Origin of the sequence: Amycolatopsis sp. DSM 110486 (assembly GCF_019468465.1) — a bacterium.
In the GTDB taxonomy this organism is placed as follows: domain Bacteria; phylum Actinomycetota; class Actinomycetes; order Mycobacteriales; family Pseudonocardiaceae; genus Amycolatopsis.
Genome location: NZ_CP080519.1, coordinates 9,199,786 through 9,222,084 on the forward strand (window position 1 = coordinate 9,199,786; position 22,299 = coordinate 9,222,084).

General features: G+C 71.9%; 25 protein-coding genes. 10 read left to right on the plus strand and 15 right to left on the minus strand.

The window, feature by feature from the left end; genetic code table 11:
• Nucleotides 1–72: 72 nt before the first annotated feature.
• The 3 genes from K1T34_RS44425 to K1T34_RS44435 all read left to right on the plus strand — a co-directional run bounded on the left by K1T34_RS44425 (nt 73) and on the right by K1T34_RS44435 (nt 2,279).
• Nucleotides 73–441 carry a DoxX family protein gene (locus K1T34_RS44425; RefSeq protein WP_220240630.1) on the plus strand — a complete coding sequence of 123 codons (369 nt, stop codon included), beginning with the start codon at nt 73–75 and terminating at the stop codon, nt 439–441.
• A gap of 87 nt (nt 442–528) precedes the next feature.
• Nucleotides 529–1,383 (plus strand): LysR family transcriptional regulator, encoded by an 855-nt coding sequence (locus K1T34_RS44430; protein WP_220240631.1) that lies wholly within the window; start codon nt 529–531, stop codon nt 1,381–1,383.
• A gap of 35 nt (nt 1,384–1,418) precedes the next feature.
• On the plus strand, nt 1,419–2,279 hold the full coding sequence (locus K1T34_RS44435; RefSeq protein WP_220240632.1) for a hypothetical protein: 861 nt from the start codon (nt 1,419–1,421) through the stop codon (nt 2,277–2,279).
• Between the two features lie 7 nt (nt 2,280–2,286).
• Here K1T34_RS44435 and K1T34_RS44440 read toward each other — a convergent pair whose 3' ends face one another.
• The 11 genes from K1T34_RS44440 to K1T34_RS44490 all read right to left on the minus strand — a co-directional run bounded on the left by K1T34_RS44440 (nt 2,287) and on the right by K1T34_RS44490 (nt 13,146).
• Nucleotides 2,287–3,195, minus strand: coding sequence for a cobalamin-binding protein (locus K1T34_RS44440; RefSeq protein ID WP_220240633.1), 909 nt, complete (start codon nt 3,193–3,195; stop codon nt 2,287–2,289).
• An 81-nt stretch (nt 3,196–3,276) separates the two neighbouring features.
• Nucleotides 3,277–3,681: an ATP-binding cassette domain-containing protein gene (locus K1T34_RS44445; RefSeq protein ID WP_220240634.1), complete on the minus strand. Its 405-nt coding sequence runs from the start codon at nt 3,679–3,681 to the stop codon at nt 3,277–3,279.
• 163 nt (nt 3,682–3,844) lie between these two features.
• A complete protein-coding gene (locus K1T34_RS44450; protein ID WP_220240635.1) occupies nt 3,845–4,945 on the minus strand; it encodes a serine hydrolase in 1,101 nt (366 codons plus the stop codon).
• Nucleotides 4,942–6,525 carry an ABC transporter ATP-binding protein gene (locus tag K1T34_RS44455; RefSeq protein ID WP_255638019.1) on the minus strand — a complete coding sequence of 528 codons (1,584 nt, stop codon included), beginning with the start codon at nt 6,523–6,525 and terminating at the stop codon, nt 4,942–4,944. Before K1T34_RS44455 ends, K1T34_RS44450 begins: the two co-directional genes overlap by 4 nt.
• Nucleotides 6,522–7,421, minus strand: a complete 900-nt coding sequence (locus K1T34_RS44460; protein ID WP_220240636.1) for an ABC transporter permease — start codon at nt 7,419–7,421, stop codon at nt 6,522–6,524. The genes K1T34_RS44455 and K1T34_RS44460 overlap by 4 nt, the downstream gene beginning before the upstream one ends.
• Entirely contained in the window at nt 7,418–8,374 is a 957-nt protein-coding gene (locus K1T34_RS44465) for an ABC transporter permease (protein ID WP_220240637.1), read from the minus strand. Before K1T34_RS44465 ends, K1T34_RS44460 begins: the two co-directional genes overlap by 4 nt.
• 8 nt (nt 8,375–8,382) lie before the next feature.
• Nucleotides 8,383–9,981: an ABC transporter substrate-binding protein gene (locus tag K1T34_RS44470; protein WP_220240638.1), complete on the minus strand. Its 1,599-nt coding sequence runs from the start codon at nt 9,979–9,981 to the stop codon at nt 8,383–8,385.
• Between the two features lie 47 nt (nt 9,982–10,028).
• Nucleotides 10,029–10,463, minus strand: coding sequence for a thioesterase family protein (locus K1T34_RS44475; RefSeq protein ID WP_220240639.1), 435 nt, complete (start codon nt 10,461–10,463; stop codon nt 10,029–10,031).
• Nucleotides 10,456–11,400, minus strand: a complete 945-nt coding sequence (locus K1T34_RS44480; RefSeq protein WP_220240640.1) for a 3-hydroxyacyl-CoA dehydrogenase NAD-binding domain-containing protein — start codon at nt 11,398–11,400, stop codon at nt 10,456–10,458. Before K1T34_RS44480 ends, K1T34_RS44475 begins: the two co-directional genes overlap by 8 nt.
• Nucleotides 11,393–12,286 (minus strand): 3-keto-5-aminohexanoate cleavage protein, encoded by an 894-nt coding sequence (locus K1T34_RS44485; RefSeq protein ID WP_220240641.1) that lies wholly within the window; start codon nt 12,284–12,286, stop codon nt 11,393–11,395. Before K1T34_RS44485 ends, K1T34_RS44480 begins: the two co-directional genes overlap by 8 nt.
• Nucleotides 12,286–13,146: a TetR/AcrR family transcriptional regulator gene (locus K1T34_RS44490; protein WP_220240642.1), complete on the minus strand. Its 861-nt coding sequence runs from the start codon at nt 13,144–13,146 to the stop codon at nt 12,286–12,288. The genes K1T34_RS44485 and K1T34_RS44490 overlap by 1 nt, the downstream gene beginning before the upstream one ends.
• 169 nt (nt 13,147–13,315) lie before the next feature.
• Between K1T34_RS44490 and K1T34_RS44495 the strand changes: the two genes are divergently transcribed.
• On the plus strand, nt 13,316–13,933 hold the full coding sequence (locus tag K1T34_RS44495; RefSeq protein ID WP_220240643.1) for an enoyl-CoA hydratase-related protein: 618 nt from the start codon (nt 13,316–13,318) through the stop codon (nt 13,931–13,933).
• Here the strand turns inward: K1T34_RS44495 and K1T34_RS44500 are convergent.
• Nucleotides 13,930–14,733, minus strand: a complete 804-nt coding sequence (locus tag K1T34_RS44500; protein ID WP_220240644.1) for a carbon-nitrogen hydrolase family protein — start codon at nt 14,731–14,733, stop codon at nt 13,930–13,932. The genes K1T34_RS44495 and K1T34_RS44500 overlap by 4 nt on opposite strands.
• 132 nt (nt 14,734–14,865) lie before the next feature.
• Here K1T34_RS44500 and K1T34_RS44505 point away from each other — a divergent pair, with 132 nt between their 5' ends.
• From K1T34_RS44505 to K1T34_RS44530, 6 genes are read left to right on the plus strand one after another with little or no spacing between them, the layout of a single operon-like run.
• Nucleotides 14,866–15,540 carry a GntR family transcriptional regulator gene (locus K1T34_RS44505; RefSeq protein WP_220240645.1) on the plus strand — a complete coding sequence of 225 codons (675 nt, stop codon included), beginning with the start codon at nt 14,866–14,868 and terminating at the stop codon, nt 15,538–15,540.
• Nucleotides 15,541–15,589: 49 nt separating this feature from the next.
• Nucleotides 15,590–16,912, plus strand: coding sequence for a M20/M25/M40 family metallo-hydrolase (locus K1T34_RS44510; protein ID WP_220240646.1), 1,323 nt, complete (start codon nt 15,590–15,592; stop codon nt 16,910–16,912).
• An 18-nt stretch (nt 16,913–16,930) separates the two neighbouring features.
• Nucleotides 16,931–17,824 carry an alpha/beta fold hydrolase gene (locus K1T34_RS44515; protein WP_220240647.1) on the plus strand — a complete coding sequence of 298 codons (894 nt, stop codon included), beginning with the start codon at nt 16,931–16,933 and terminating at the stop codon, nt 17,822–17,824.
• Nucleotides 17,825–17,855: 31 nt separating this feature from the next.
• Nucleotides 17,856–18,446 carry a helix-turn-helix domain-containing protein gene (locus K1T34_RS44520; RefSeq protein WP_220240648.1) on the plus strand — a complete coding sequence of 197 codons (591 nt, stop codon included), beginning with the start codon at nt 17,856–17,858 and terminating at the stop codon, nt 18,444–18,446.
• Between the two features lies 1 nt (nt 18,447).
• Nucleotides 18,448–19,194, plus strand: a complete 747-nt coding sequence (locus K1T34_RS44525) for an SRPBCC domain-containing protein (RefSeq protein WP_220240649.1) — start codon at nt 18,448–18,450, stop codon at nt 19,192–19,194.
• A 43-nt stretch (nt 19,195–19,237) separates the two neighbouring features.
• Nucleotides 19,238–19,852, plus strand: a complete 615-nt coding sequence (locus K1T34_RS44530; protein ID WP_220240650.1) for an HAD family phosphatase — start codon at nt 19,238–19,240, stop codon at nt 19,850–19,852.
• 141 nt (nt 19,853–19,993) lie between these two features.
• Here K1T34_RS44530 and K1T34_RS44535 read toward each other — a convergent pair whose 3' ends face one another.
• The 3 genes from K1T34_RS44535 to K1T34_RS44545 all read right to left on the minus strand — a co-directional run bounded on the left by K1T34_RS44535 (nt 19,994) and on the right by K1T34_RS44545 (nt 22,298).
• Complete coding sequence (locus tag K1T34_RS44535) at nt 19,994–20,218, minus strand: DUF5703 family protein (protein ID WP_220240651.1); 225 nt, start codon at nt 20,216–20,218, stop codon at nt 19,994–19,996.
• Nucleotides 20,215–21,231, minus strand: coding sequence for a YncE family protein (locus K1T34_RS44540; RefSeq protein WP_220240652.1), 1,017 nt, complete (start codon nt 21,229–21,231; stop codon nt 20,215–20,217). Before K1T34_RS44540 ends, K1T34_RS44535 begins: the two co-directional genes overlap by 4 nt.
• A gap of 98 nt (nt 21,232–21,329) precedes the next feature.
• Nucleotides 21,330–22,298 carry an aldo/keto reductase gene (locus K1T34_RS44545; protein ID WP_220240653.1) on the minus strand — a complete coding sequence of 323 codons (969 nt, stop codon included), beginning with the start codon at nt 22,296–22,298 and terminating at the stop codon, nt 21,330–21,332.
• Nucleotide 22,299: the final 1 nt, after the last annotated feature.

Here is a 22,299-nt window from a genome sequence, read left to right on the forward strand (position 1 = left end):
CGTGCCGTTCGTCGGTTCGACCTCGAACAGTGTAGCGTTCAACTACACGAGTCGGACAGATCAGGAGCGGGCATGAACATCGCGTTGTGGATCGCGGCGGGGATTTCGGCAGTGCTGTACCTGGGGGCGGGCGGGATGAAGCTCGCAACGCCGCGGAAGAAGCTGCTCGAGAACCCCAACATGGGCTGGGTCGAGGACTTCTCGGACACCTCGGTGAAGCTGATCGCGCTCGCGGAGGTGCTCGGCGCGATCGGCCTGATCCTGCCGTGGGCCCTGGACATCGCGCCCGTCCTCACGCCGATCGCGGCGGTGGGTCTGGCGATCGTGGCCCTCGGCGCGATCGTGGTGCACGCGCGGCGCAAGGAGCCGAAGGGCGTGCCGGTCAACGTGGTGCTGCTGGTGCTGACCGTGTTCGTCGCCGTGGGCCGCTTCGCCGGCTGAGCGCGGCCTCACCCGGGCGTCGGTCTCGACCCGGCCACGGAGCCGCGGCTGGCTTAGGCTGGGCGCGGCGAGGGACGGAGGCGCGAGGTGGACGTCGATCTGCGGAAGGTGCGCTACTTCGTCGCCGTGGCCGAGGAACTGCATTTCGGCCGGGCGGCGGAGCGGTTGCACATCGCGCAGCCCGTGCTGTCGCGCCAGATCAGGGCGTTGGAAGAGGAGCTGCGCGCGCAGCTGTTCGTCCGCGACCGGCGCTCGACGGAGCTCACGGCCGCCGGCCGGCAGCTGCTCGAGGACAGCCGGCCGATCCTCGCCTCGGCCGACGCGTTGCGGCGGCGCGTGGCGCTGGCGGCGCGCGGCGCTTCGACCTTCACCATCGGATTCATGCCCGGCATCACCGTGACCGAACCCGTGCGGGCGCTGACGGATCGGCATCCCGGCCTCGAGGTGGAGCTGGTCCGGACCACGTGGGACGACCAGACCCAGGTGCTGCACGACGGCCGGGCCGACGTCGGCATCGTCCGGCTGCCGGTGGACCCGCGCGGGCTCACCGTGCGGCCGATGTTCAGCGAGCCGCGCGTGGCCATCCTGCCGGTGTCGCACCGCCTGGCGGGCAAGGAATCCGTCGACGTGGCCGACCTCGCCGACGAGCACCTGCTCAACGACCCGGACGCGGTGCCGGAGTGGCGGGCCGTCGCGACCGAGCTGCGCGCCGGCGGCGCCGCGCGGCCCCGCGGGTTCCGCAGCATCGAGGAGAAGCTGGAGCACGTGGCCGCCGGTCTGGGCATCGCGATCGTGCCGCTGTCCACTTCGGAGTACTACACGCGCCCCGACGTCACCCACGTGCCGGTCGGCGACCTGCCGCCGGGCCAGGTCGCCTTGGCCTGGGTCGCCGCGCGACGCTCGCGGCTGATCTACGAGTTCGCGGAGCTCGTCACAGCCTGACTGCGGGTCGTGCCGTGGTGTGGTAGGCCAAGACCATGAACGCGCTGGGTTCCTACGTCGAGTCGTGGTCTCCCGAACCGGTCACCGATACCGACGCGCTCCCGGCCGGACCGGCCGCCGCGCTGTCGGCGGCACTGGACCTGCCGCGGCCGGCTGCCGTCGTGGGGCAGGCGCTACCGCCGCTGTGGCACTGGCTGTACTTCCTGGAGTGGCCGCGGCATTCGGAGATCGGCACCGACGGCCATCCGGCGGACGGCCACTTCCTGCCGCCGTTGCCGGACCGGCGGCGGATGTTCGCCGGCGGACGCCTGGAGGTCCGGGCGCCGCTCGTGCTGGGCACGCCTGCGGAACGGACGCGGTCGCTCGGCGAGGTCGCCGTGAAACACGGCAGGACCGGCGAGATGCTGTTCGTGACCGTGCGGTCGGAGATCAGCCAGGACGGGACCGTGCGCGTGGTCGAGGAGCAGGACATCGTCTACCGCTCCGGCGAGGACGCCGGGCGCACCGCGCTGGCGGCGCTTGACGTGACCGGCAAGCCGGAGTCGGCCGCCGAGTGGCAGCAGGCGTGGACGCCGGATCCCGTGCTGCTGTTCAGGTTCAGCGCGCTGACGGCCAACGCGCACCGCATCCACTACGACGAGCCGTACGTCACCGGCACCGAGGGGTATCCGGGTCTCGTGGTGCACGGCCCGCTGCTCGTGCTGCACCTGCTGGAGCTGGCGCGCACCCGGGCGCCGGAACGCGCGATCCCGTCGCTGTCCTACCGCTTGCGCCGCCCGGTCTTCGCGGGCGAGCACCTCCTCGCGACCGGCGTGCCCGGCGACGGCGGCGCGGCGCTGCAGGTCGACTCCGCGCGCGCGGAAGCCGTGGCGACCGCGGACGTCGTGTTCGCCTGACGGCGGTTCAGGCTCGGCGGGCCTCGGCGGGGGACACCGGCGGGTCGGCGTCGACGCCGTGCAGCACGTGGGCGAGGACTTCCGCGCCGCGGATGACGCGCGGGCCGGGGCGGTTGAAGTAGGCCGGACCGTCGAGCAGCCACACCGCACCGGCGCGCACCGCGGGCAGTTCGGCCCAGCCCGGCAACGAGGTGAGGACGTCGAACTCCGCCGCCGTGCGATCGGGGCTGAAGCCGCACGGCAGGACGAGCAGCACGTCCGGGCGCGCGGCTGCCACGGCGTCCCACGGGATCGGGTGCGTGTGCTCGCCGGGCGCCGCGAGCAGCGGTTCGCCGCCCGCCGCGGTGATCTGCTCGGGCACCCAGTGCCCGGCGGGCCACAGCGGGTCGAGCCATTCGAGCGCGACCACGCGTGGCTGCGGCTTGCCGGCGACACGAGCGCGGACGGCGTCGAGTCGCGCGGTGAGTGAGCGGACGCGATCAGCGGCGAGGGCCGGTACGCCCAGCGCGTCGCCGAGTGTCGTGACGCAGCCGAGGACCTCGGCGAGCCGCCGTGGTTCGAGGCTCAGGACTTTCGGCCCCGCGTCGAGCATCCGCACGGCTTCGGCGACGCGGGTGTAGGAGACCGCGCACACCTCGCACAGGTCCTGGGTGAGCACGAGATCCGGCGCGAGCCCGGCCAGCCGCGCGGTGTCCACCGAGTACAGCGAAGACCCGCGGTGGGCCGAACCGCCGACGGCGTCGGAGATCTCGCGGCTGGTCAGCACGGCGTCGTCCACCTCGGCCGCGGTGACGACGGGCACCGACTCGACCCCGGGCGGCCAGTCGCATTCGTGGGTGCGTCCGACCAGGTCATCAAGGCGGCCGAGCTCGGCCACGAGGTCGGTGGCGGCGGGCAGCAGAGACACGATCCGCATGGTTCGAACCTAGCCCGCGCCGAATCGCCCCGCGCGGGGAGGCAGACCGCGATCACCGTCGGTTACGCGGCCCGGTGAAGGCTATTGTGGACCGACTGCGTGGGGTGCCCGATCGGACGCACACCGTGACCTCGCAACTCCGTGGTGGTCGCCGATGCCGAACGCGCGGTGCTCGCGATCGCCGACGAGTTCGCCGCGCGGCGGCGCAAGACCCGCCGAGGCGAACTGGCCCGTGAGGCCGATCCGGGAACGGACCTCACCGCCCTCGCGCGCGACGTCGAACCCGGCGACGCGCGCGGTGCCGGAACTGGCCGGCAGCATGGTGGTGAGGATGTTGACCAAGGTGGTCTTGCCCGCGCCGTTGTGGCCAAGCAGGCCCAGCACGGTGCCGCGCTCGACGCTCAGGCTCACCGAGGACAGCGCGTCGACCGACCCGAACGTCCTGGTGATGCCGGTGGCCTCGATCATCGGGTCGCCGGTGCTCATTCGTGCCCTCCGGGGCTCGCCTCGGGCCGGCATCGAGCTTCTCGGTCCTTCCGGACAGCCGCCGGCGGTGCTTCGACGAAGCCGAGTCTCACCCGGAGGGCGCGGGCGGGTCCACCGTGCCGTAACAGCAAAACTCTCGGTGACCGCTAGAGAAAGCCTCCGGTCAGACGGCCTGGTGCAGGGCCGCCAGCAGCGTCGCGGCGCGCGTGTCCACGTCCTCGGCCTGCAGTTCGTTGGTGGTGAAGGAGAACGAGACACCTCGGTTCGGCCACGCGCCGTGTCGGCCGCCGCCCGCGCCCGAGTGGCCGAAGGCGCCCGGGTCGGCACCTTCCGGACCGTAGGTGCCGATCGGGTCGGCCAGTTCGAAGCCGAGACCGAAGCGCAGCGGCCGGTCGTTGATCGCGTCGACGCCCTCGCTCCACCTGCGGGTCGCCTGCGTCAGCACGGCCGACGGGACGAGGGAACCCGCCAGCAGCAGGTCGTAGAGGCGCGCCATGCTCGTGGCCGTGCCGACGCCGCTGCCGGCCGCGATCTCGGCGCCGCGGTACTCGGGGGAGTTCATGGTGTCGGTGGAGTCCAGCAGGCCGCGGTACATGCGCTCGACGACGCGCCGGCGCTCCTCGTCCTGCAGGAATGTGCTGATCCGGTAGCCGGGCGCGCGTTGCAGCGTCGCGACCGGGATCGACGGCGGGGTGCCGAGCCGCAGATCCAGCCCGTGCGGGGCGGTGAGCAGCTCGTGCAGCAGCTCGCCGACGCGCTGGCCGGTGACGCGGCGGATCAGCTCCGTGGCGAGGTAGCCGTAGGTCAGCGCGTGGTAGGCCACGCGCGTGCCCGGTGTCCACAGAGGACTTTGAGACGCGAGGGCGGCCGCGTTGGCCGCGTTGTCGGCCATCGGCACGTCGGCGTCCACATAGGGCAGCCCGACGGTGTGCGCGAGCACCTGCGACACAGCCACGTCGGCCTTGCCCGCCGCCGCGAACTCCGGCCAGTAACGTGCCACGCGTTCGCTCGGGCCGAGCTGGCCGCGCGCGGTGAGCATCGCGACGAGCGTGGCCACGATCCCCTTGGTGCCGCTGAACAGCACCACGCGCGTGTCGCGGGTCCACGGGACCCCGGGCGCCGCTGATCCGGCACACAGTTCGACCACGAGGCGGCCACGCTGGAAGACGCTGAACGCGACCCCACCCGAGGCCGCGCCGGCGACCTCGTCGAACGCTTCGCGCACCGCCTCGAACCCCGGCCGCACCTCGCCGTGGCCGGTCATAGGCGCGGCGTGGTGGCCAGCAGTTCGCCGGTGTAGGAGTGGGCGGGCGCGGTCAGCACGGCTTCGACCGTACCCTCTTCCACGATCTCCCCGCCGCGCAGAACGGCGATCCGGTCGGCCACCTCGGGCGCGAGCGCGATGTTGTGCGTCACGAACAGCACGGCCATCCCCAGCTCGCGGCGCAGCTCACCGAGCAGCTCCACGATGGTCGCCTGCACCGACACGTCGAGCGCGGAGGTCACCTCGTCGCACACCAGCACGTCGGGGGTCGTGACCAGCGCCCGCGCGATCGCCGCGCGCTGGCGTTCGCCGCCGCTGAGCTGGTCGGGCAGGCGGTTCGCGAGCGACCGGCCGAGCCGCACGCGGTCGAGCACCTCGGCCACGCGCTCGCGCCGCTGCGGACGCGACAGCGAGGTCAGGTGCACCAGCGGCACCTCGATCGACTGCGCAATCGTGCGACGCGGGTTGAGCGAGGAAAACGGGCTCTGGAAGACGTACTGGATTCGCCGCCGCTCGTCGTTGCTGCGCTGGCGCGTGCCGGGCGCGAGCGGGGTCCCGTCGAGCGCGACGGTGCCGGTGAAGCCGCGCGTGAGGCCCGCGACGCACTGCGACAGCGTGGTTTTGCCGGACCCGGATTCGCCCAGCAGCATCACGCACTCGCCGCGCGTCACCTCCAAGTCCACCCCGCGCAGCACCTCGTGGCGGCCGTATGCGACGTGGATGCCGCGCGCGGCCAGCACTGCGTCCGAGGGCGGGGGAGCGACGCCGGGTTCCGCGCCCAGATCCGGCACGGCGGCCAGCAGTTCGCGCGTGTAGGCGTGTTCCGGGCGCTTCAACACGTCCTCGGCCGACCCGGTCTCGACCACGCGGCCCTGGTACATGACCGAGACGCGGTCGGCGAGCTGCGCGACCACGGCCAGGTCGTGGGTGATGTAGAGCGCGGCCACGCCGTGCTCGGCCGTCAGCCGCCGCACGGTCTCCAGCACGAGCGCCTGGGTCATCACGTCGAGCCCGGTCGTCGGCTCGTCGAGCACCACGACACTCGGCCGGCACGCGAACGCCATCGCGATCCCCACGCGCTGCTGCTGCCCGCCCGAGAGCTGGTGCGGGTACCGCCGGCGGTAGGCCGGATCGGCGGGCAGGCCCACCTCCGTGAGCACCTCGGCCACGCGCTCCTCGACCGGGCCGGGGTAGCCGTGCGTCTCCAGCACCTCGGCGATCTGCAGCCCGATCCGCAACGCCGGGTTCAGCGACAGCGCCGGGTCCTGCGGCACGTAGGAAACGGTCGTGCCACGCAGTTTCCGACGCTCGGGCGTGGCGAGCGAGAGCACGTCGACGGGTTCGCCCTCACGCTGGTGCAGAGTCACCTCGCCGCCGTCCGCCACGAGCCCGCGGCGGAAGTGGCCGAGCGCGGCCAGGCCCGCCGTGGTCTTGCCCGACCCGGACTCGCCGACGAGCGCCAGCACCTCGCCCGGCGCGATGCGGTAGGAGATGTCGTGGAGCACCGGCCGACCCGCGGCCGTCTTCACACGCAGGCCGGTCACTTCCAGCGCGAGCTGCGCGTTGTCGACGGCGGTCACGAGCGTTCCTCCCGGGTGCGCCCGGCCGCGGCCGAGGCGAACGAGTCGGCCACGAGGTTCGTGCCGACGGCGAGCAGCGCGATCGCCACCACCGGGAGCAGCACGCCCCACGGCTGCACGACCAGCGCGATCCGGTTCTCGTTGATCATCAGGCCCCAGTCGGCCGCGGGCGGCTGGATCCCGAGCCCGAGGAACGACAGCGACGCGATGTAGCCGATGGAGTAGGTCAGCCGCAGACCGAGCTCCACCATGAGCGGGCCGGTGATGTTCGGCAGGATCTCGCGCAGCAGGATCCGGCTTCGCGGCACCGCGTACATCTCCGCGGCCCGGATGTAGTCCTCGCCGCGCACCGCCACCGTCGCCTGGCGCGCGACGCGAGCCGTGCGGGGCGCGTGGGTCAGGCCGATCACCAGCACGAGCAGCCAGCCTTTCGGCCCGATCACCGCGATGGCGAGCAGCGCGATCACCAGCTGCGGGAATGACAGCAGCACGTCGTTGCCGCGCATCAGCAGGCTGTCGAGGCGGCCGCCGCCGTAGCCCGCGACCATGCCGAGCAGCGCGCCCAGCACGATCCCGAGCACGGTGGCGAGCACCGCGTAGAGCAGCAGCGTGGTGCCGCCGGCGAGGAAACGCGTCAGCACGTCGCGGCCGAGGCCGTCGGTGCCCGCGAGTCCGTCCGGTTTGAACGGCTTGCCCGCGAAGTCCGTGGTGCTGTAGCCGGTGAGCACCGGCCCGAGCCACGGGCCGAGCAGCGCCACCAGCACCACGATCCCGGCCAGCACTGTGCCGACCTTCGCCTGCGGGAACCGCCACGCCGTACGGAGAAGCCCGCCGGCCTTGACGGGTGCTTCGCCGGCCGTGGTGGCCGGTGCGAGCTCGTCGTCGACGGCGGTCATCGGCTCGCCTCCGTCCGCAGCTTGGGGTTCGCGAGGATGCCGACCACGTCGGCGAGCAGGTTCACCACGATGTACACCGCGGCGATGATCAGCGTCACGGCCTGGACCACGGCGACGTCGCGTTTGCTCACCGCGTCGATCAGCGACTGCCCGATGCCGGGGTAGCGGAAGAGGAACTCGACCACCACGACCCCGCCTGCGAGCCACGCGAGCTGCAGTGCCACGACCTGCGCGACGGGACCCACGGCGTGCGGCAAGGCGTGCCGCAGCAGCACGGTCCGCTCGCGCACACCCTTGAGCCGGGCCATCTCGACGTAGCCGGAGTCGAGGACCTCGTTCATGGTCGCCCGCATCATCCGCGTGATGTACGGCGTCACCACCAGCACGAGCGTCGCCACCGGCAGCACGAGCTGGCTCGGCTGCCGCCACACGGGTTCACCGGGCGCGGTGAGCGTGACCGAGGGCAGGACCTTGAACACCGTGGTCGCGAACAGCACGATCAGCGCCACGCCGATCACGAACTCCGGCAGCGCGGCGATCACCAGGCTGATGCCGGACACGGTCTGGTCCGCGGCCCGGCCGCGCCGCATCGAGCTCCACGTGCCCAGCGCCAGCCCGAGCGGCGTCGCGATCACCGCGGCGAGCACGAGCAGCACGAGCGAGGCCACGATCCGGTCGCCCAGCAACGTCGTCACCGGGCCTTGCGTGGACGTCGAGGTGCCGAGGTCGCCGGTGAACAGCCCGCCGAGCCAGGTGAGGTAGCGCTGCCAGACCGGCTCGTCGAGGTGCAGCTGGTGCTGCAGCGCGGCGATCCGCTCCGGTGTCGCTTGCTGGCCGAGGATGGCGCGCGCCGGGTCGCCCGGCAGCAACAGCGTCGCCACGAACACGAGCAGCGTGACCAGCCACAGCACCACGAGGCTCACGAGCAGCCGCTTCACGATCATCCGGGTCATGCCGCACCTCACTTTCCTGAGTCGACGGGCGCGGTGCCCAGCCACGCTTCGCGGAACTGGTAGCCGGACAGCGAGATCCCCGTCCGGTCCGGCACGAGGCCCGCCACGTAGACCTGGTGGGCGTCCACCTGGTCCACGAAGCCCCACACGATGAGGCCGCCGCGTTCGTACTCGATCCGCTGCGCCTGGTGCAGCAAGTCCGTGCGGGCCGCGGTGTCCACTGTGGCGCTCGCGCGCGTGACGAGGTCGGTGAACTGCGGGTCCTGCCAATGGGTCTCGTTGTACGGCGACTTCGGCAGCGAACCATTCGCGACCTGCGGCAGGTAGTTGCGCGTATACCAGAAGTCCTGCGCGAAGTCCCAGGACAGGTAGTTCTCGCCGTAGAACGTGGTGGTGTCGACCTTGCGGATGCGCACGTTGACGCCCGCGGCCTTGGCCTGCTGCTGGAACACCTGCGCCGCCTCGACCGCACCGGCCTGGATGGGCGCGGTGACGAGCTCGATGTCGAGGTTCTCGTGCCCGGCTTCGGCCAGCAGTCGCTTCGCGGCCGGGATGTCCTGTTCGCGTTGCGGCAGCTGCGAGTCGTACGCCGGGTCGAACGGCGCGTAGAGGTCGTTGCCGGGCCGGCCCTGACCGCTCAGGACCTGGTTGATCATCTGGTCGCGGTCCACCACCAGCCGCAGCGCCTGCCGCACGCGCACGTCGTCGAACGGCGGACGGTCCACGCGCATCGTGAAGGGCAGCCAGGTGCCCGTGGCCGAGCGCAGCACGCGCATCCGCGGGTCGCTGCGCAGCACGTCGACGAGCGCCACCGGCACCTGGTCGATCGCGTCCACCTGGGACGAGAGCAGCGCGTTGATCCGGGCGTCGTCCTCGGCGAAGTTGATCAGCACCAGCTCGTCGAGGTAGGGCTGGCCGGGCCGCCAGTAATGGTCGTTGCGCACGAACGTGCTCTGCAGACCCGCGGTGAACTCCTTCAGCCGGAACGGCCCGGTGCCGATCGGCCGCTTCACGTCGAAGTCCGCCGGCACGATGCCGAGGGAGTACTGGCCGAGCAGGTCGTCGAAGCCGGCGTTGGGCTCGGTGAGCCGGAACTCGACGGTCCGCTCGCCCGTCGGCACCACCTGGCCGAGCATGGTCAGGCTGGCGGCTCCGCTCTTGGGATCCTTCGGGTCCGTGATCCGCTTGAACGTCGCCACGACGTCGGCGGGGGTCACCGCGCGGCCGTCGTGGAATCGCACCCCGTCGCGCAACACGGCCGTCCACGTCCGCGCGTCCGACGACGACGTGAGCGATTCGGCGACCAGCATCTGCAGCTTGTAGTCGTGGTCGCGCAGCAGCAGGGGTTCGTAGAGGTTGAGCACGCGGGCGATGTCCGGGTTCGCCACGGGGATGTGCGGGTCGAGCGTGTCGGACGCGCCACCACCGGTCACGCCGACGCGCAGGGTGCCGCCGCGGCGCGGTGGCCCGCTCGGCGCGGCGGCCGCGACGCCGGAGCCGCCGCACGCGGCGAGCAGGGGAGTGGCGCCGAGCAGGGCGGCACCGCCGAGCGCCGCCGTGAGGAACCGGCGGCGTGAGAGGGAATTCGGCTCACATCGTTCTTCCATGGGTGTCTTCCGGTGGGAGGCTGGCCGGGCAGGGGTTCGCGAGAGCGTCAGGCGATGGCGCGCCCGGCGTGTTCGGGCAGTGGCGTGAGGTGGGCGCCGAGGCGCTCGGCGACGGCTTCGGGAAACGGTGCGGCTCTGCCGTCGGCGACGTGCAGGCACAGCAGTTCCTCCGTGGCCACGAGCTCATCGCCCACGTATAGCTCGTGCCACAGCCGCACCTTCTTCGCCCCGACGGCCAGCACGGAGGTCGTCACGGTCAGCTCGGCGTCCGGCCCGACCTCTCGCAGGTAGCGGACGTGCGCCTCCACGGTGTACAGCGAAGCGCCGGTGGACTCGCGGTAGGCGGGATCGAGGCCGACGGCGTCCATCAACGCGGTGGTGGCGTCGCCGAACACCAGCACGTAGTAGGGCTCGGAGAGGTGTCCGTTGTAGTCGATCCACTCGGGACGGACGCGGTCGTGGTGGAGCAGGACCTCACCCACGACGGGCCTCGCCGACGGCGCGCTGGACGGCGATGATCGCCCGGTCCCGCTCGGCCACGAGGTCGGCGATCGCGCGCGGTGCGGCCGCGTCCTCGCAGCCGTCGACCACGGCGTTGCGCAGCTCGGTCGTGAGCTCAGGCGCCTCGAGCCGCGTCCACGGCGCCTTCAGCGACGGTCCGAAGTGGTCCAGCATGTGCGCCATGCCGCCTTCGCCGCCGGCGAGGTGGAACGTGAGCATCGGCCCCTGCACCGGCCAGCGCAAGCCTGGCCCGTCGGTGATCGCGGTGTCGATCTGCTCCACGGTGGCCTCGCCGTTCGCGACCATGTGCAGGGCCTCGCGCCACAGCGCCTCCTGCAGCCGGTTGGCGATGAACCCGGGCACCTCGTGGTCCATGGTGATCACGGTCTTGCCGACGTGCCGGTAGAACTCGCTTGCCCACGTCACGGCCCACGGCGCGGTGAGCTTCCCGCCCACGACCTCGACCAGCGGGATCAAGTACGGCGGGTTGAACGGGTGGCCCACCACGAGCCGTTCCGGTGTCTTCGCCGCCACCTGCATCTCGGTCATGCCGTACCCCGAGGTCGAGGACGCGACCACGACACCGGCCGGCGTGACGGCGTCGATGTCGGCCAGCAGCTTCTGCTTGAGCGGCAGATCTTCGGGAGCGCTTTCCTGCACGAACCCGGCGCCCTCGACCGCCTCCGCGAGCGTGCCGGCGACGGTGATCGCGTCGCGGCTCGCGCCCTCGGCCAAGCCCAGCGACGTGAGCGCGGGCCACGCGGCGTCGACGAGCCGGCCCAGCTTCGCCGCGGCGTCGGGCGCGGGGTCCCAGGCCCGGACGCGGTAGCCGCGCGCGAGGAAGTGCGCGACCCAGCCGCCGCCGATCACCCCCGCACCGACGCACGCGACGGTGTCCACAGTGGATACCTCAGGCACGGACACGCTCCTTGAGGCCGAGGATCTCGCGGGCACGGTCTGGAGTGGCGATGCCGGCGCCGAGGTCGGTGACGATCCGCACCGCCCGCTCCACCAGCTGGCCGTTGGTCGCCTTGACCCTGCGGGCGAGGTAGAGGTTGTCCTCGAGCCCGACGCGCACGTGCCCGCCGAGCAGCACCGACTGCGCCACCCACGGCATCTGGTCGCGCCCGATCGCGAACGACGCCCACTGTGCGCCCTCGGGCAGCAGCTTCACCATCGCCTGCAGCAGCCCTGGGTCGGCGGGCGCGCCGTAGGGGATGCCCATGCACAGCTGGAACAGCGGCGGCGCGTCGATCAGCCCTTCCTCCACCATCTTCGAGGCGAACCACAGGTGCCCGGTGTCGAAGATCTCCAGCTCCGGCTTCACGCCGAGCTCCTGGATCCGTTTCGCGCCGGTGCGCAGCATGTCCGGAGTGGACACGTAGAGCTGGTTGCCCTCGCCGAAGTTCAGCGAACCGCAGTCGAGCGTGCAGATGTCGGGCAGCAGCTCCTCCACGTGCGGCAGCCGGGCCAGAGCGTTGACGAGGTCCGTGCCGTCGATCGGCTTGAGCGGATCCTCCTCGTCGAGCACGAGGTCACCGCCCATCCCCGCGGTCAGGTTCACGACCACGTCCACTCCGGACTCCCGGATCAGCCGCACGGCTTCGGCGTACAGCGCCACTTCGCGCGACGGAGCCCCGGTCTCGGGCTCGCGGACGTGGATGTGGACGACGGCCGCCCCGGCTTCTGCGGCCTCGATGGCGCTCGCGGCGATCTGCGCCGGCGTGACCGGCACGTGGGGACTCCGGCCGACGGTGTCGCCCGCGCCGGTGAGGGCGCAGGTGACGATGACCTCGTGGTTCATCAGGCTCCTTTGACGATCGACCTTTCGATGAAGTCGTGCAAATGCGCGCGCATGGTGGCCACGGTGCTGCCGGGCTTGCGGGTCAGCACCTGGATGCCGAGCCCGTCGATCAGCGCCGTGAGCTGCTCGGTGGCGGCCTCGGGATCGGCCACGCGGAACGCGTGCTGCTCCTGGCCGGTGCGGATGGTCATGAGGATCGTGCGGTACCAGCGGTCGTAGGAATCGGTGTAGAGCGACCGCAGCTCCGGGGCGAGGGACACCTCGTTCCACACCTGAAGCCAGACCGACCACTCGGCGCGCAGCACGCCGTCGGCCGGGAGTTGCAGTTCGACCAGCTTGAGCAGCCGGTCGTGGGCGCCGTCGACGGCGTGCAGCTCCGCGACCTGCCGGTCGAAGGCGAGCTTCACGTTGCGCCGCAACGCTTCGTTGAGCACTTCCGCTTTGCTGGGGAAGTGGTAGTGGATGGTGGCGGTGCTGGTGCCGCACGCCTTCGCGATGTCGGCGATGCGCACCCGGTGGTAGCCGCGCTCGGCGATGAGCAGCCACGCCGTCTCGAGGATCCGCCGCCGCGGCTCGGACTGCATGTGGTGCTCGGGATCGCTCTCCGGACGCGCGGCGAGCGCGGGGACCGCCGTCACGGTCTTCGCGTCGTCGCTGCCGTTGAGCAGCCAGTTGACCGTGACGCCGCAGTACTCGGCGACGCGGACGAGCTCGTGCGGCGAGAATCGGCGGGTGCCGGTCAGCGCCTTGGACAACTTCGTCTCGTCGAGCCCGATGGCGGCGGCGAACTCCCGCTGGGCTCCCGGCATGGACCGGATCAGCTCCCGGACCCTGGTCCGCAGCTCCTCCGACTCGTCCATGCCGGAAGACCGTAACTCCGCGTTGCGATTATCGCAATGGTCCGGACACTTTCACTGTCCCGTTCGCGTAGTTTTGGCGCAGTGTCAGGGAGTTGCGATGGGGTGCTGACTGTCGGATCAGTCAAGCCCCCGGTTTGACCGCCTGCGGCGCGGGCATTACCGTCCGAGCGTGACCGCCGCCCCGTCCTGTGCCGTGCACACCGAGGTGATCGACGGCGTGCTCGTCGCCACCCTGGACCGGCCCGGTGGCAACAAGATCGACTCCCGGATGAGCTTCGAGCTCTACACCGCGTGGGCGCGGCTGCGGGACGACCCGGCGCTGTTCGCCGGCGTGGTGACCGGCACGGGATCGGGGTACTTCTCGGCCGGCTGGGACCTCGCGTCCGGCTCCGGCGGGTTCGCCGGCGTGGCCGACTTCTTCCGGCTCGGCAAACCCATGATCGCGGCCGTCAACGGGCTCGCCCGCGGCGGCGGGTTCGAGCTCGCGCTCATGACCGATCTCATCGTCGCCGCGGACCACGCCGAGTTCGCCCTGCCCGACCCCCGCGGCGCGGTGCCGCTGCCCGAGCGGCTCTCCGCAGCGGCAGTGCACGGACTGTGCCGCACCGGACGGCTCACCGCGGCCGCCGCCGCGCGCTGCGGGGTCGTGCACCGGGTCGTGCCGGCGGGCACCGAACTCGCGGCGGCGGTGGACCTCGCACGCTCGCTCGGCAGCGCGCCCGGCGCGGCCGCGGCCGTGAAGGAGATCGGCCTCGGCGCGCACCGCGGCGACAGCTCGTTCGACTAGTTCTCCTTGGGCACCACGGAGAACCGGCGCAGCGCGAGCGCCGGGTTCGTGGTCCGGACCTGCTCGAGCCGGTCGGTCGAGATCTCCGCGACCGCTACCCCCGGCCGCTCCCCGAGCGACGCCGTGACCACACCCATCGGATCGACGACGAGGCTCGACCCCGACCCCATCGGCGCGATCTGCCCGGCCGCGGCGACGTACACGGTGTTCTCGATCGCGCGTGCCTTCACCAGCGTCGTCCAGTGGTACTCCTTCAGCGGCCCCGGCACCCACTCCGCCGGCAGCAGCACGGCTTGCGCGCCGGCGTCGACGAGCCGGCGCGTCACCTCCGGGAACCGCAGGTCGTAACAGGTCTGCAGGCCGAAGGTCAGGCCGGCGGCCTTGAACGTCGCGGGCTCGGTGATCTCGCCGGCGCGGATCACGTCGGACTCGCGGAAGCCGAACGCGTCGTAGAGGTGGATCTTGCGGTACAGCGCGGCGAAGTCGCCGTCCGGACCCGCGGCGACGAGCGTGTTCCAGATCCGCCCGCCCTCGGGCATGGCTTCGTTCATCCCGGCCACCACGGTGATCCCACGCTCGCGCGCGAGTTCGCGCAGCCCGGTGGCGAACGCGCCATCGAGGGGCTCGGCCGACGCCACGAACCGCTCGTCGACCTTCGGCACGGTGAACATCGAGTACTCGGGCAGCACCACGACCTCGGCGCCGCGGTCGGCGGCCTCGCCCGCGAGCCGCGCGACTTCCGCCAGATTGGCCGGTTTGTCGTCGGTGGGCGCGAACTGCGCGACGGCGACGTGCACCATGACGAGTGTCCTTTCAGGAGGGACGGCGACCGTCACCGTTCTGTGTACTGCGTGTATACACGACGGATTGGAGCCGGTCCAGAGGTGTAGGCTCGCAGCGCGCCGACGCGGGCGCGGGACGAGGGGAGACGCATGACCACCACCGCACCGGGACCGGTCCCGGTCGAGGGCGGCGGACCGGCTCGGGATCGGGTGTACGCCTGGCTGCGCGACGGGATCATCTCGGGCGCGCTGGAAGGCGGACGCTTCCTCGACGAGCTGTGGGTCTCCGGGGTGGTCGGCGTGTCGCGGACGCCGGTGCGCGAGGCGTTCCACCGGCTCGAGGCCGAGCGCTTCATCAGCCTGCTGCCGCGCAAGGGCGCGCAGGTCCGCACGGTGACCGCGCGCGAGCTGGAAGAGGTCTACCAGAGCCGCCGCCTCATCGAGGGTCACGCGATCACCGAGGTCTGCGCCGCGGGCGCGGGTGCCCCCGCCGAGATGGCCGGCCTGATCGAGGACATGGGCCACGCGGGCGCGGAACGTGACTGGTTCGCCGTGTCCGGGCTCGACCGCCGGTTCCACCGCGCGATCGTGAACGCCGCCGGCAACACCGTGCTCACCGAGCTGTACGACACACTCCGCTCGCGCCAGCAGCGCGTCGCCGTGCGGGCGCTGGAGGCGCGTCCGGAACGGCTGTCGATCATCGACGCGGAGCACCGGCAGCTCGTCGCCGCGCTCGACGAGGGTGACACGGAAACGGCGCTGCGGATCCTGAACCAGCACCTTCGGCCGGTTTCCGAGGTGGTCTCGGCCCTTGACCGGACCTGAACGGGCGTGAGCGGCGCGGCACCGCGCGCGCTGATGATAGGAAGGTCGAGTGACCGAACCGAACTCGATCGACGCCGCCGCTGACGAGGCCGTCACGCTCACCAGCGACCTCATCCGCATCGACACCACCAACACCGGAGACCCCGACACCCTGATCGGCGAACGCGCCGCCGCCGAGTACGTCGCGGAGCAGCTCACCGACGCCGGCTACGAGATCACCTACGTCGAGTCCGGTGGCGAAGACCGCCACAACGTCATCGTCCGGCTGGCCGGAGCCGACCCGTCTCGAGGCGCGTTGCTGATCCACGGGCACCTCGACGTCGTGCCCGCCGACCCGGCCGAGTGGTCGGTGCACCCGTTCTCCGGCGCCGTGCAGGACGGCTACGTCTGGGGCCGCGGCGCGGTGGACATGAAGGGCATGGTCGGCATGACGCTGGCACTGGCCCGCCACTACAAGATCCACGGCATCGTCCCCCCACGCGACATCGTGTTCGCGTTCCTCGCCGACGAGGAGGCCGGCGGCAAGTACGGCGCGCAGTGGCTGGTGGAGAACCGGCCGGAGCTGTTCGAGGGCGTCACCGAGGCGATCAGCGAGGTCGGCGGGTTCTCGATCACGCTGAAGGACGATGTGCGCGCGTACGTGATCGAGACGGCCGAGAAGGGCATCCGCTGGATGAAGCTGCGCGTGCGCGGCACGGCGGGCCACGGCTCGATGATCCACCGCGACAACGCGGTCACCAAGCTTGCCGAGGCGGTCGCGAAGCTCGGCAGCCACCAGTTCCCGCTCGTGCTCACCGACTCCGTGCGCGAGTTCCTCGCCGGGGTCACCGAGATCACCGGCTGGGACTTTCCCGAGGACGACCTCGAGGGCTCGGTCGCCAAGCTGGGCAACATCTCCCGCATGATCGGCGCGACGCTGCGCGACACCGCGAACCCGACGATGCTCACCGCCGGCTACAAGTCGAACGTGATCCCGTCGGTCGCCGAGGCCGCGGTCGACTGCCGCATCCTGCCCGGGCGCATCGAGGCGTTCGACCGCGAGCTCGACGAGCTGCTCGGCCCGGACATCGAGAAGGAGTGGATGGAGCTCCCACCGGTCGAGACCACGTTCGACGGCGCGCTCGTCGACGCGATGACCGCCGCGGTGCTCGCCGAGGACCCGGGCGCGCGCACGCTGCCGTACATGCTTTCCGGCGGCACCGACGCGAAGTCGTTCCAGCAGCTCGGAATCCGCAACTTCGGCTTCGCGCCGCTGAAGCTGCCGGCGGATCTCGACTTCTCCGCGCTCTTCCACGGCGTGGACGAGCGCGTGCCGGTGGACGCGCTGAAGTTCGGCACGCGCGTGCTGGACCGGTTCGTTCGGTCGTCCTGAGCGCCGGAAACCACCGAGTTGCCCGCGTTCACGCTCGCTGACGGGACACCCCTGCACCTCGTGCGCTGGGGCGACCCGTCGGCCGGCGTGACCGTGGTGCTCCTGCACGGCTACGCGCTCGACCGGCGCAGCTGGAGCCGGATCGCCCCGTTGCTGCCGGAGGTGGTGGACGAGCCGCTGTCGGTCGTCGGCTACGACCACCGCGGCCACGGCAAGTCCGGCCGCGCGGGGCGTGGCACGGCGACCATGGCCCAGCTGGGCGACGATCTCGCCGAAGTACTGGAACGCGCCGTGCCCGAAGGCCGGGTGGTGCTGGTGGGCCACGACATGGGCGGGCTCGCGATCATGTCGCTCACGCAACGCCACCCCGAGCTGTTCGCCGCGCGCGTGGCCGGGCTCGTGCTGCTCGCGACGTCGTCCGGGCGGCTCGCCACGGAGGCTTCGGCGGAGTGGCCGGGCGCGCTCGGGGTGCTGGCGCAGGACCTGGAAGTGGTGCTGGGCGCCAAGTTGTTCGGGCTGGTGCGCGAGCACACGAGCCGCGCGGTGAGCGCGGGGCTGCGCTGGTGGCTCTTCGGTGACGACCCGGATCCGGAGCTCGTGGAGCTGACCGTGACGATGATCCGGCGCAACTGGCCGCACACCGTCGCCGTGTTCCGCCCGGCGCTCGACGCGTACGCGCGCGAAGCGGCGCTGGCACGCGTGGGTTCCTTGCCGGTCACGGCGATCGTGGGGGAGCGGGACCGGATCGTGGCGGCCACGGACGTCGAGCACCTCGTCGGAGGCCTCGAAAGCGGGACGGCCGTGGTGCTGCCGGGCGTGGGGCACGTCGTACCGCTGGAGGCCGCCGCGCAGGTCGTGCCACGGATCGTGGCGCAGGTGCGCGAGGCGTACCGACAACATCGCGGTTCTTGACAATTTCATTTTTCGGAAGCACCATGGGCGCATGTTTCCCGTTGCGGTGATCGAAGACGCGGCCGCGGCCGAGGTGTCGCTCGACCCGGTCCGCGCCCGGCTGCTGGCCGAGCTGGCGGAGCCGGCGTCGGCGACCATGCTCGCGGCCCGCGTCGACCTGCCCCGCCAGAAGGTCAACTACCACCTGCGCGCGCTGGAGAAGCACGGGCTCGTGGAGCTGGTGGAGGAGCGGCGCAAGGGCAACGTCACCGAGCGCATGATGCGTGCGACCGCGGCGTCGTACGTGATCTCGCCTTCCGCACTGGCCGCGGTGCAGCCGGACCCGGCGCAGTCGCCCGACCGCTTGTCGGCGCGCTGGCTGCTCGCCGTGGCGGGCCGGCTGGTGCGCGACGTCGGGATCCTGATCACGGGCGCCGCCAAGGCGCGCAAGCGCGTCGCGACGTTCGCGCTCGACGGCGAGGTGCGCTTCGCCTCGGCGGCGGACCGGGCCGCGTTCGCCGAGGAGCTCGCAGTGGCCGTGACGACCTTGGTGGGGAAGTACCACGACGAGGGCGCGGAGAACGGGCGCGCGCACCGCGTGATCGTGGCCGTGCACCCGAGCGTGCCGGACGAGGAGGCCTGAGATGGCGGAGTTCACCGGGAAAGAGTTCGAGCTCCCTGGATCGGCCGAGGTGGCCGCCACGCCGGAGCAGATCTGGGCCGCGATCGCGACCGGGCCGGGCATCGACTCGTGGTACATGGGCCGCAACGAGGTCGAAGGCGGCCTCGGCGGCGTCGTGCGCGGCTCCTTCGCGGGCTACGAACCGGACATGGCCATCACCGCGTGGGACCCGCTGGAGCGGCTCGTCTACGGCACGGAGACCGAGCCCGACGGGCGCCGGATCGCCTACGAGTTCCTGATCGAGGGACGCGACGGCGGCAGCTCGGTCGTCCGCTGCGTCACCAGCGGGTTCCTGCCCGGCGACGACTGGCAGGACGAGTTCGAGGCGATGACCGCCGGCGGCGCGCTGTTCTTCCGCAACCTCGCCGAGTACGTCACGTACTTCGCCGGCCGCACGGCCACGCCGGTCACGGCGTTCGGCCCGCCCGTGTCCGACTGGGACCGCTTGTGGGCGGCACTCGGGGCCGAACTGGGCCTGCCGGGCCGGCCCGAGGAGGGCGACCTTGTGCGCGTCGAGCTGGCGGGCCGGTCCGTCGAAGGCGTCGTCTACGCCGTGAATCCGCAGACAGTGGGCGTCCGCACGGCCGACGCGCTCTACTGCTTCCTGCAGGGCTTCCACGGCCCGCTCATCGCCTGCCACCACGTGTTCTCCACCGACGCCGGCGACGAGCAGAGCTGGCAGGAGTGGCTCGGGCGGCTCACCGCCTGAGCCGGGGCCCTGGGGCAGCAGGTCGGTCGATAGGTTCGCCGCCATGGTGATTCGCGCGGTGGTGTTCGACATCGGTGACGTGCTGGAGATCGCGCCCGACCTCGGCGTCGACAGGCGGTGGGAGGCCAGGCTCGGCCTCTCGGAAGGCGAGATCACCCGGCGGTTGGCCGACATCTGGGCAGCCGGCGCCGTCGGCACTGTCACCGAGGACGACGTGCGTGACACGATCAGCAGCAGGCTCGGCGTCGGCCGAGGACGAGCCGACGCGATCATGGCCGATATCTGGGAACAGTACCTCGGCACCGGCAATGCCGACCTGATCGACTACGTCCGCGGGCTGCGGCCGCGCTGTCGAACGGGCATCTTGAGCAACAGCTTCGTCGGTGCCCGGGAACGGGAACAAGCCGCGTACGGTTTCGAGGACCTGGTGGACGACATCGTCTACTCGCACGAGGTCGGGATGAGCAAGCCGGATCCGGAGATCTACCGGCTGAGCTGTGTCCGGCTTGGTGTGGCCCCCGAAGAAATGATCTTCCTCGACGATCTCGAACCCAACATCGACGCTGCGCGTGCGGTCGGAATCCACGGAATCCGCTACCGGGACAACGCCCAAGCGATCACCGAGATCGAAGGGCTTCTGGCGTCCGCCGGCGCGTGAACGAGCGGCCACCGTCCTGGTGGCCAAGGTTTCACGGCGCCACGCACTGTCATCCGCGCGGTGGCGCTGCCGAGGCCCGCGCCCGTAAGATTCCGGCAGCCCGCACACGTCGGACGCACTTGGGCCGGGTCCTGGGCTCGGTCAGGTGGCGAGCTCGGGCAGGCGGTCGGCTGCGGTGCGCTTGCGCCGCAACCAGATTCGCCGTGTGCCGTCGGCGTAGAGCCGCACCGTGCGCAGCTCCCAGCCGGCGAACTCGGCGTGGATCGAGAGCTGGATCGCCGCCGCGCGCCGGGACACACCCGGGGGCAGGCGCAGGCGGCGGTACTCCCAATCCCCTTCGACCACCGCCTCGTCGACAGTCGTCATGGCTGGATCACCTGGGTCCCTTCTCCTGCGGCCGAGCCGACGAGCACTCGGCCGCTCCGGTCGTCGACGCTCACCGAGTTCGGCTGGCGCACGGTCGGGAATCGGTACTTCTCGGTGGGCTCGCCACCGCGGACGTCGAAGCCCACCACCTGGTTCTGGCCGGTCAGGGTGACCCAGGCCAGGTTGCGCTGGTGGTCGTAGGCGATGCCGTAGATCCCGCCCGGCACCGGGTAGCGCTGGCGCAGGATCAGCGGGCCGACGGAGAACGCGAGCAGCGCGCCCGCGCGGGCGTCGGTGACCAGCACGCGCCCGTAGGAGTCGCTGGTGGCGTTGGCGGCGCCGTCGCCGGCGCGCAGGCCCTCGCCCATCGTCCCTGCGTTCACGTCGACGCTGAACACCGCGGTGCGCAGGCGGTCGAGCACGACCACGCCCTGCCCGGTGTCCACGACGTCGTCGGCGCTGTAGAGCTGGCCGGTGATGGTCTTGGTGACCGCGCCGCCGGCCAGGACCTCGACGGCCTTGCGGTCGCGCACGGCCACGATCGTGTCCGGCCCGTCGGCCACACCGGCGGTCGGCTGGCCGGCGACCGGTTGCGTGGTCAGCTGCCCGCCGGGCAGCGCGATCTTGGCCAGCTCGCCCTTGGTCGGGATGCTCGCGATCGCCTGGCCGTCGGACGTCGTCAGCGATTCGGCCGGCCCGGGCAGGGGCACGGTGGCCTTGGGGGTGCTCAGCGAGTCGAGGTCGTAGACGAGCACCGACGGCGGCTGCGTGACCGCGACCGCGAGCGTGCGGGTCTTCTCGTCGGTCGCCATCGCCGACACGGCCGGCGTCGCGAGTACCTGGCCCGCGGGCTTCGTCGTCACGGCGGGGGAGACCGCCGGCTTCGCGGCCACCGGGTTCGCCACCACCTGCAGCGAGTCGGTGTTGTCCTGGCCCGAAGCCGAGCATGCCGAAAGCGCGAGAGCACCGACCAGCGGAATCGCGATCCGCGACGCGGCGGTGAGCCGACGCACCTTGAAGCCTCCAGCTGTCCCTCGGCGAGGTGTCCTCACCAGCATCCCCCACGATTCCCGTGCCGTCACGTGTGCGTCATCCAACAGACACCTGCGCCTCATTTCGGACCCCGCTCGGGGTAGCCCACGTCGACGCAGCTCACGTCGTCGAGCGCGCTGCGGATCGCGGGCGGGAGCGTGAGCTCCTCCGCCGCCAGCGAACCCGTCAGCTGGCCGGTGTCGCGGGCGCCGACGACCGGCGCCACGACCCCCGGCCGGTCGCGCACCCAGGCCAGCGCGACGACCAGCGGCGAGATGCCGAGCCCGTCGGCGGCCGTGGCCACGGCCTGCACGATCCGCGCCGCGCGGTCCGTGCGGTGGTGCTCCACGTACCCGGCGAACTCGCTGGACGCGCCGCGCGAGTCGGCAGGCGTGCCCGTGCGGTACTTGCCAGTCAGCACGCCGCGGCCCAGTGGCGCCCAGGGCAGCAGCCCGATGCCGTGGTGCAGCGCGGCCGGTGCGGCTTCGCGGTCGACTCCGCGCTCCAGCAGCGAGTACTCGTACTGGCAGGACACGATCGGTGCCACGGCGCAGGCGCGCGACGCGGTCGTGGCCAGCTGCCAGCCCGCGTAGTTGGAGACGCCGACGTAGCGGACCTTCCCGCTGGTCACGGCGTACTCGAGGGCCGAGAGGGTCTCCTCGATCGGCACGCCCGCGTCCCACGCGTGCAGCTGCCACAGGTCAACGTGGTCGGTGCCGAGGCGGCGCAGCGAGCCGTCGAGCGCACTCAGCAGCGCGCCCCGGGAAGCCCCGCCGCCAAAGGGCCCTTCGGTGCGCCGCGCGACGGCCTTCGTGGCCACCACCACGTCGTCGCGGGGTACGAGGTCGCCCAGCAGGCTCCCGAGTACGCGCTCGGCCTCGCCTTCGGCGTAGATGTCCGCGGTGTCCACGAGGGTGCCACCGGCGTCGACGAACGCGACGAGCTGGCTGGCCGCCTCCTCGGCGTCGGTGTCGCCGCCCCACGTCATCGTGCCGAGCGCCAGGCGCGAGACCCGCAGTCCCGACCGGCCGAGCTGTCGCTTTTCCACG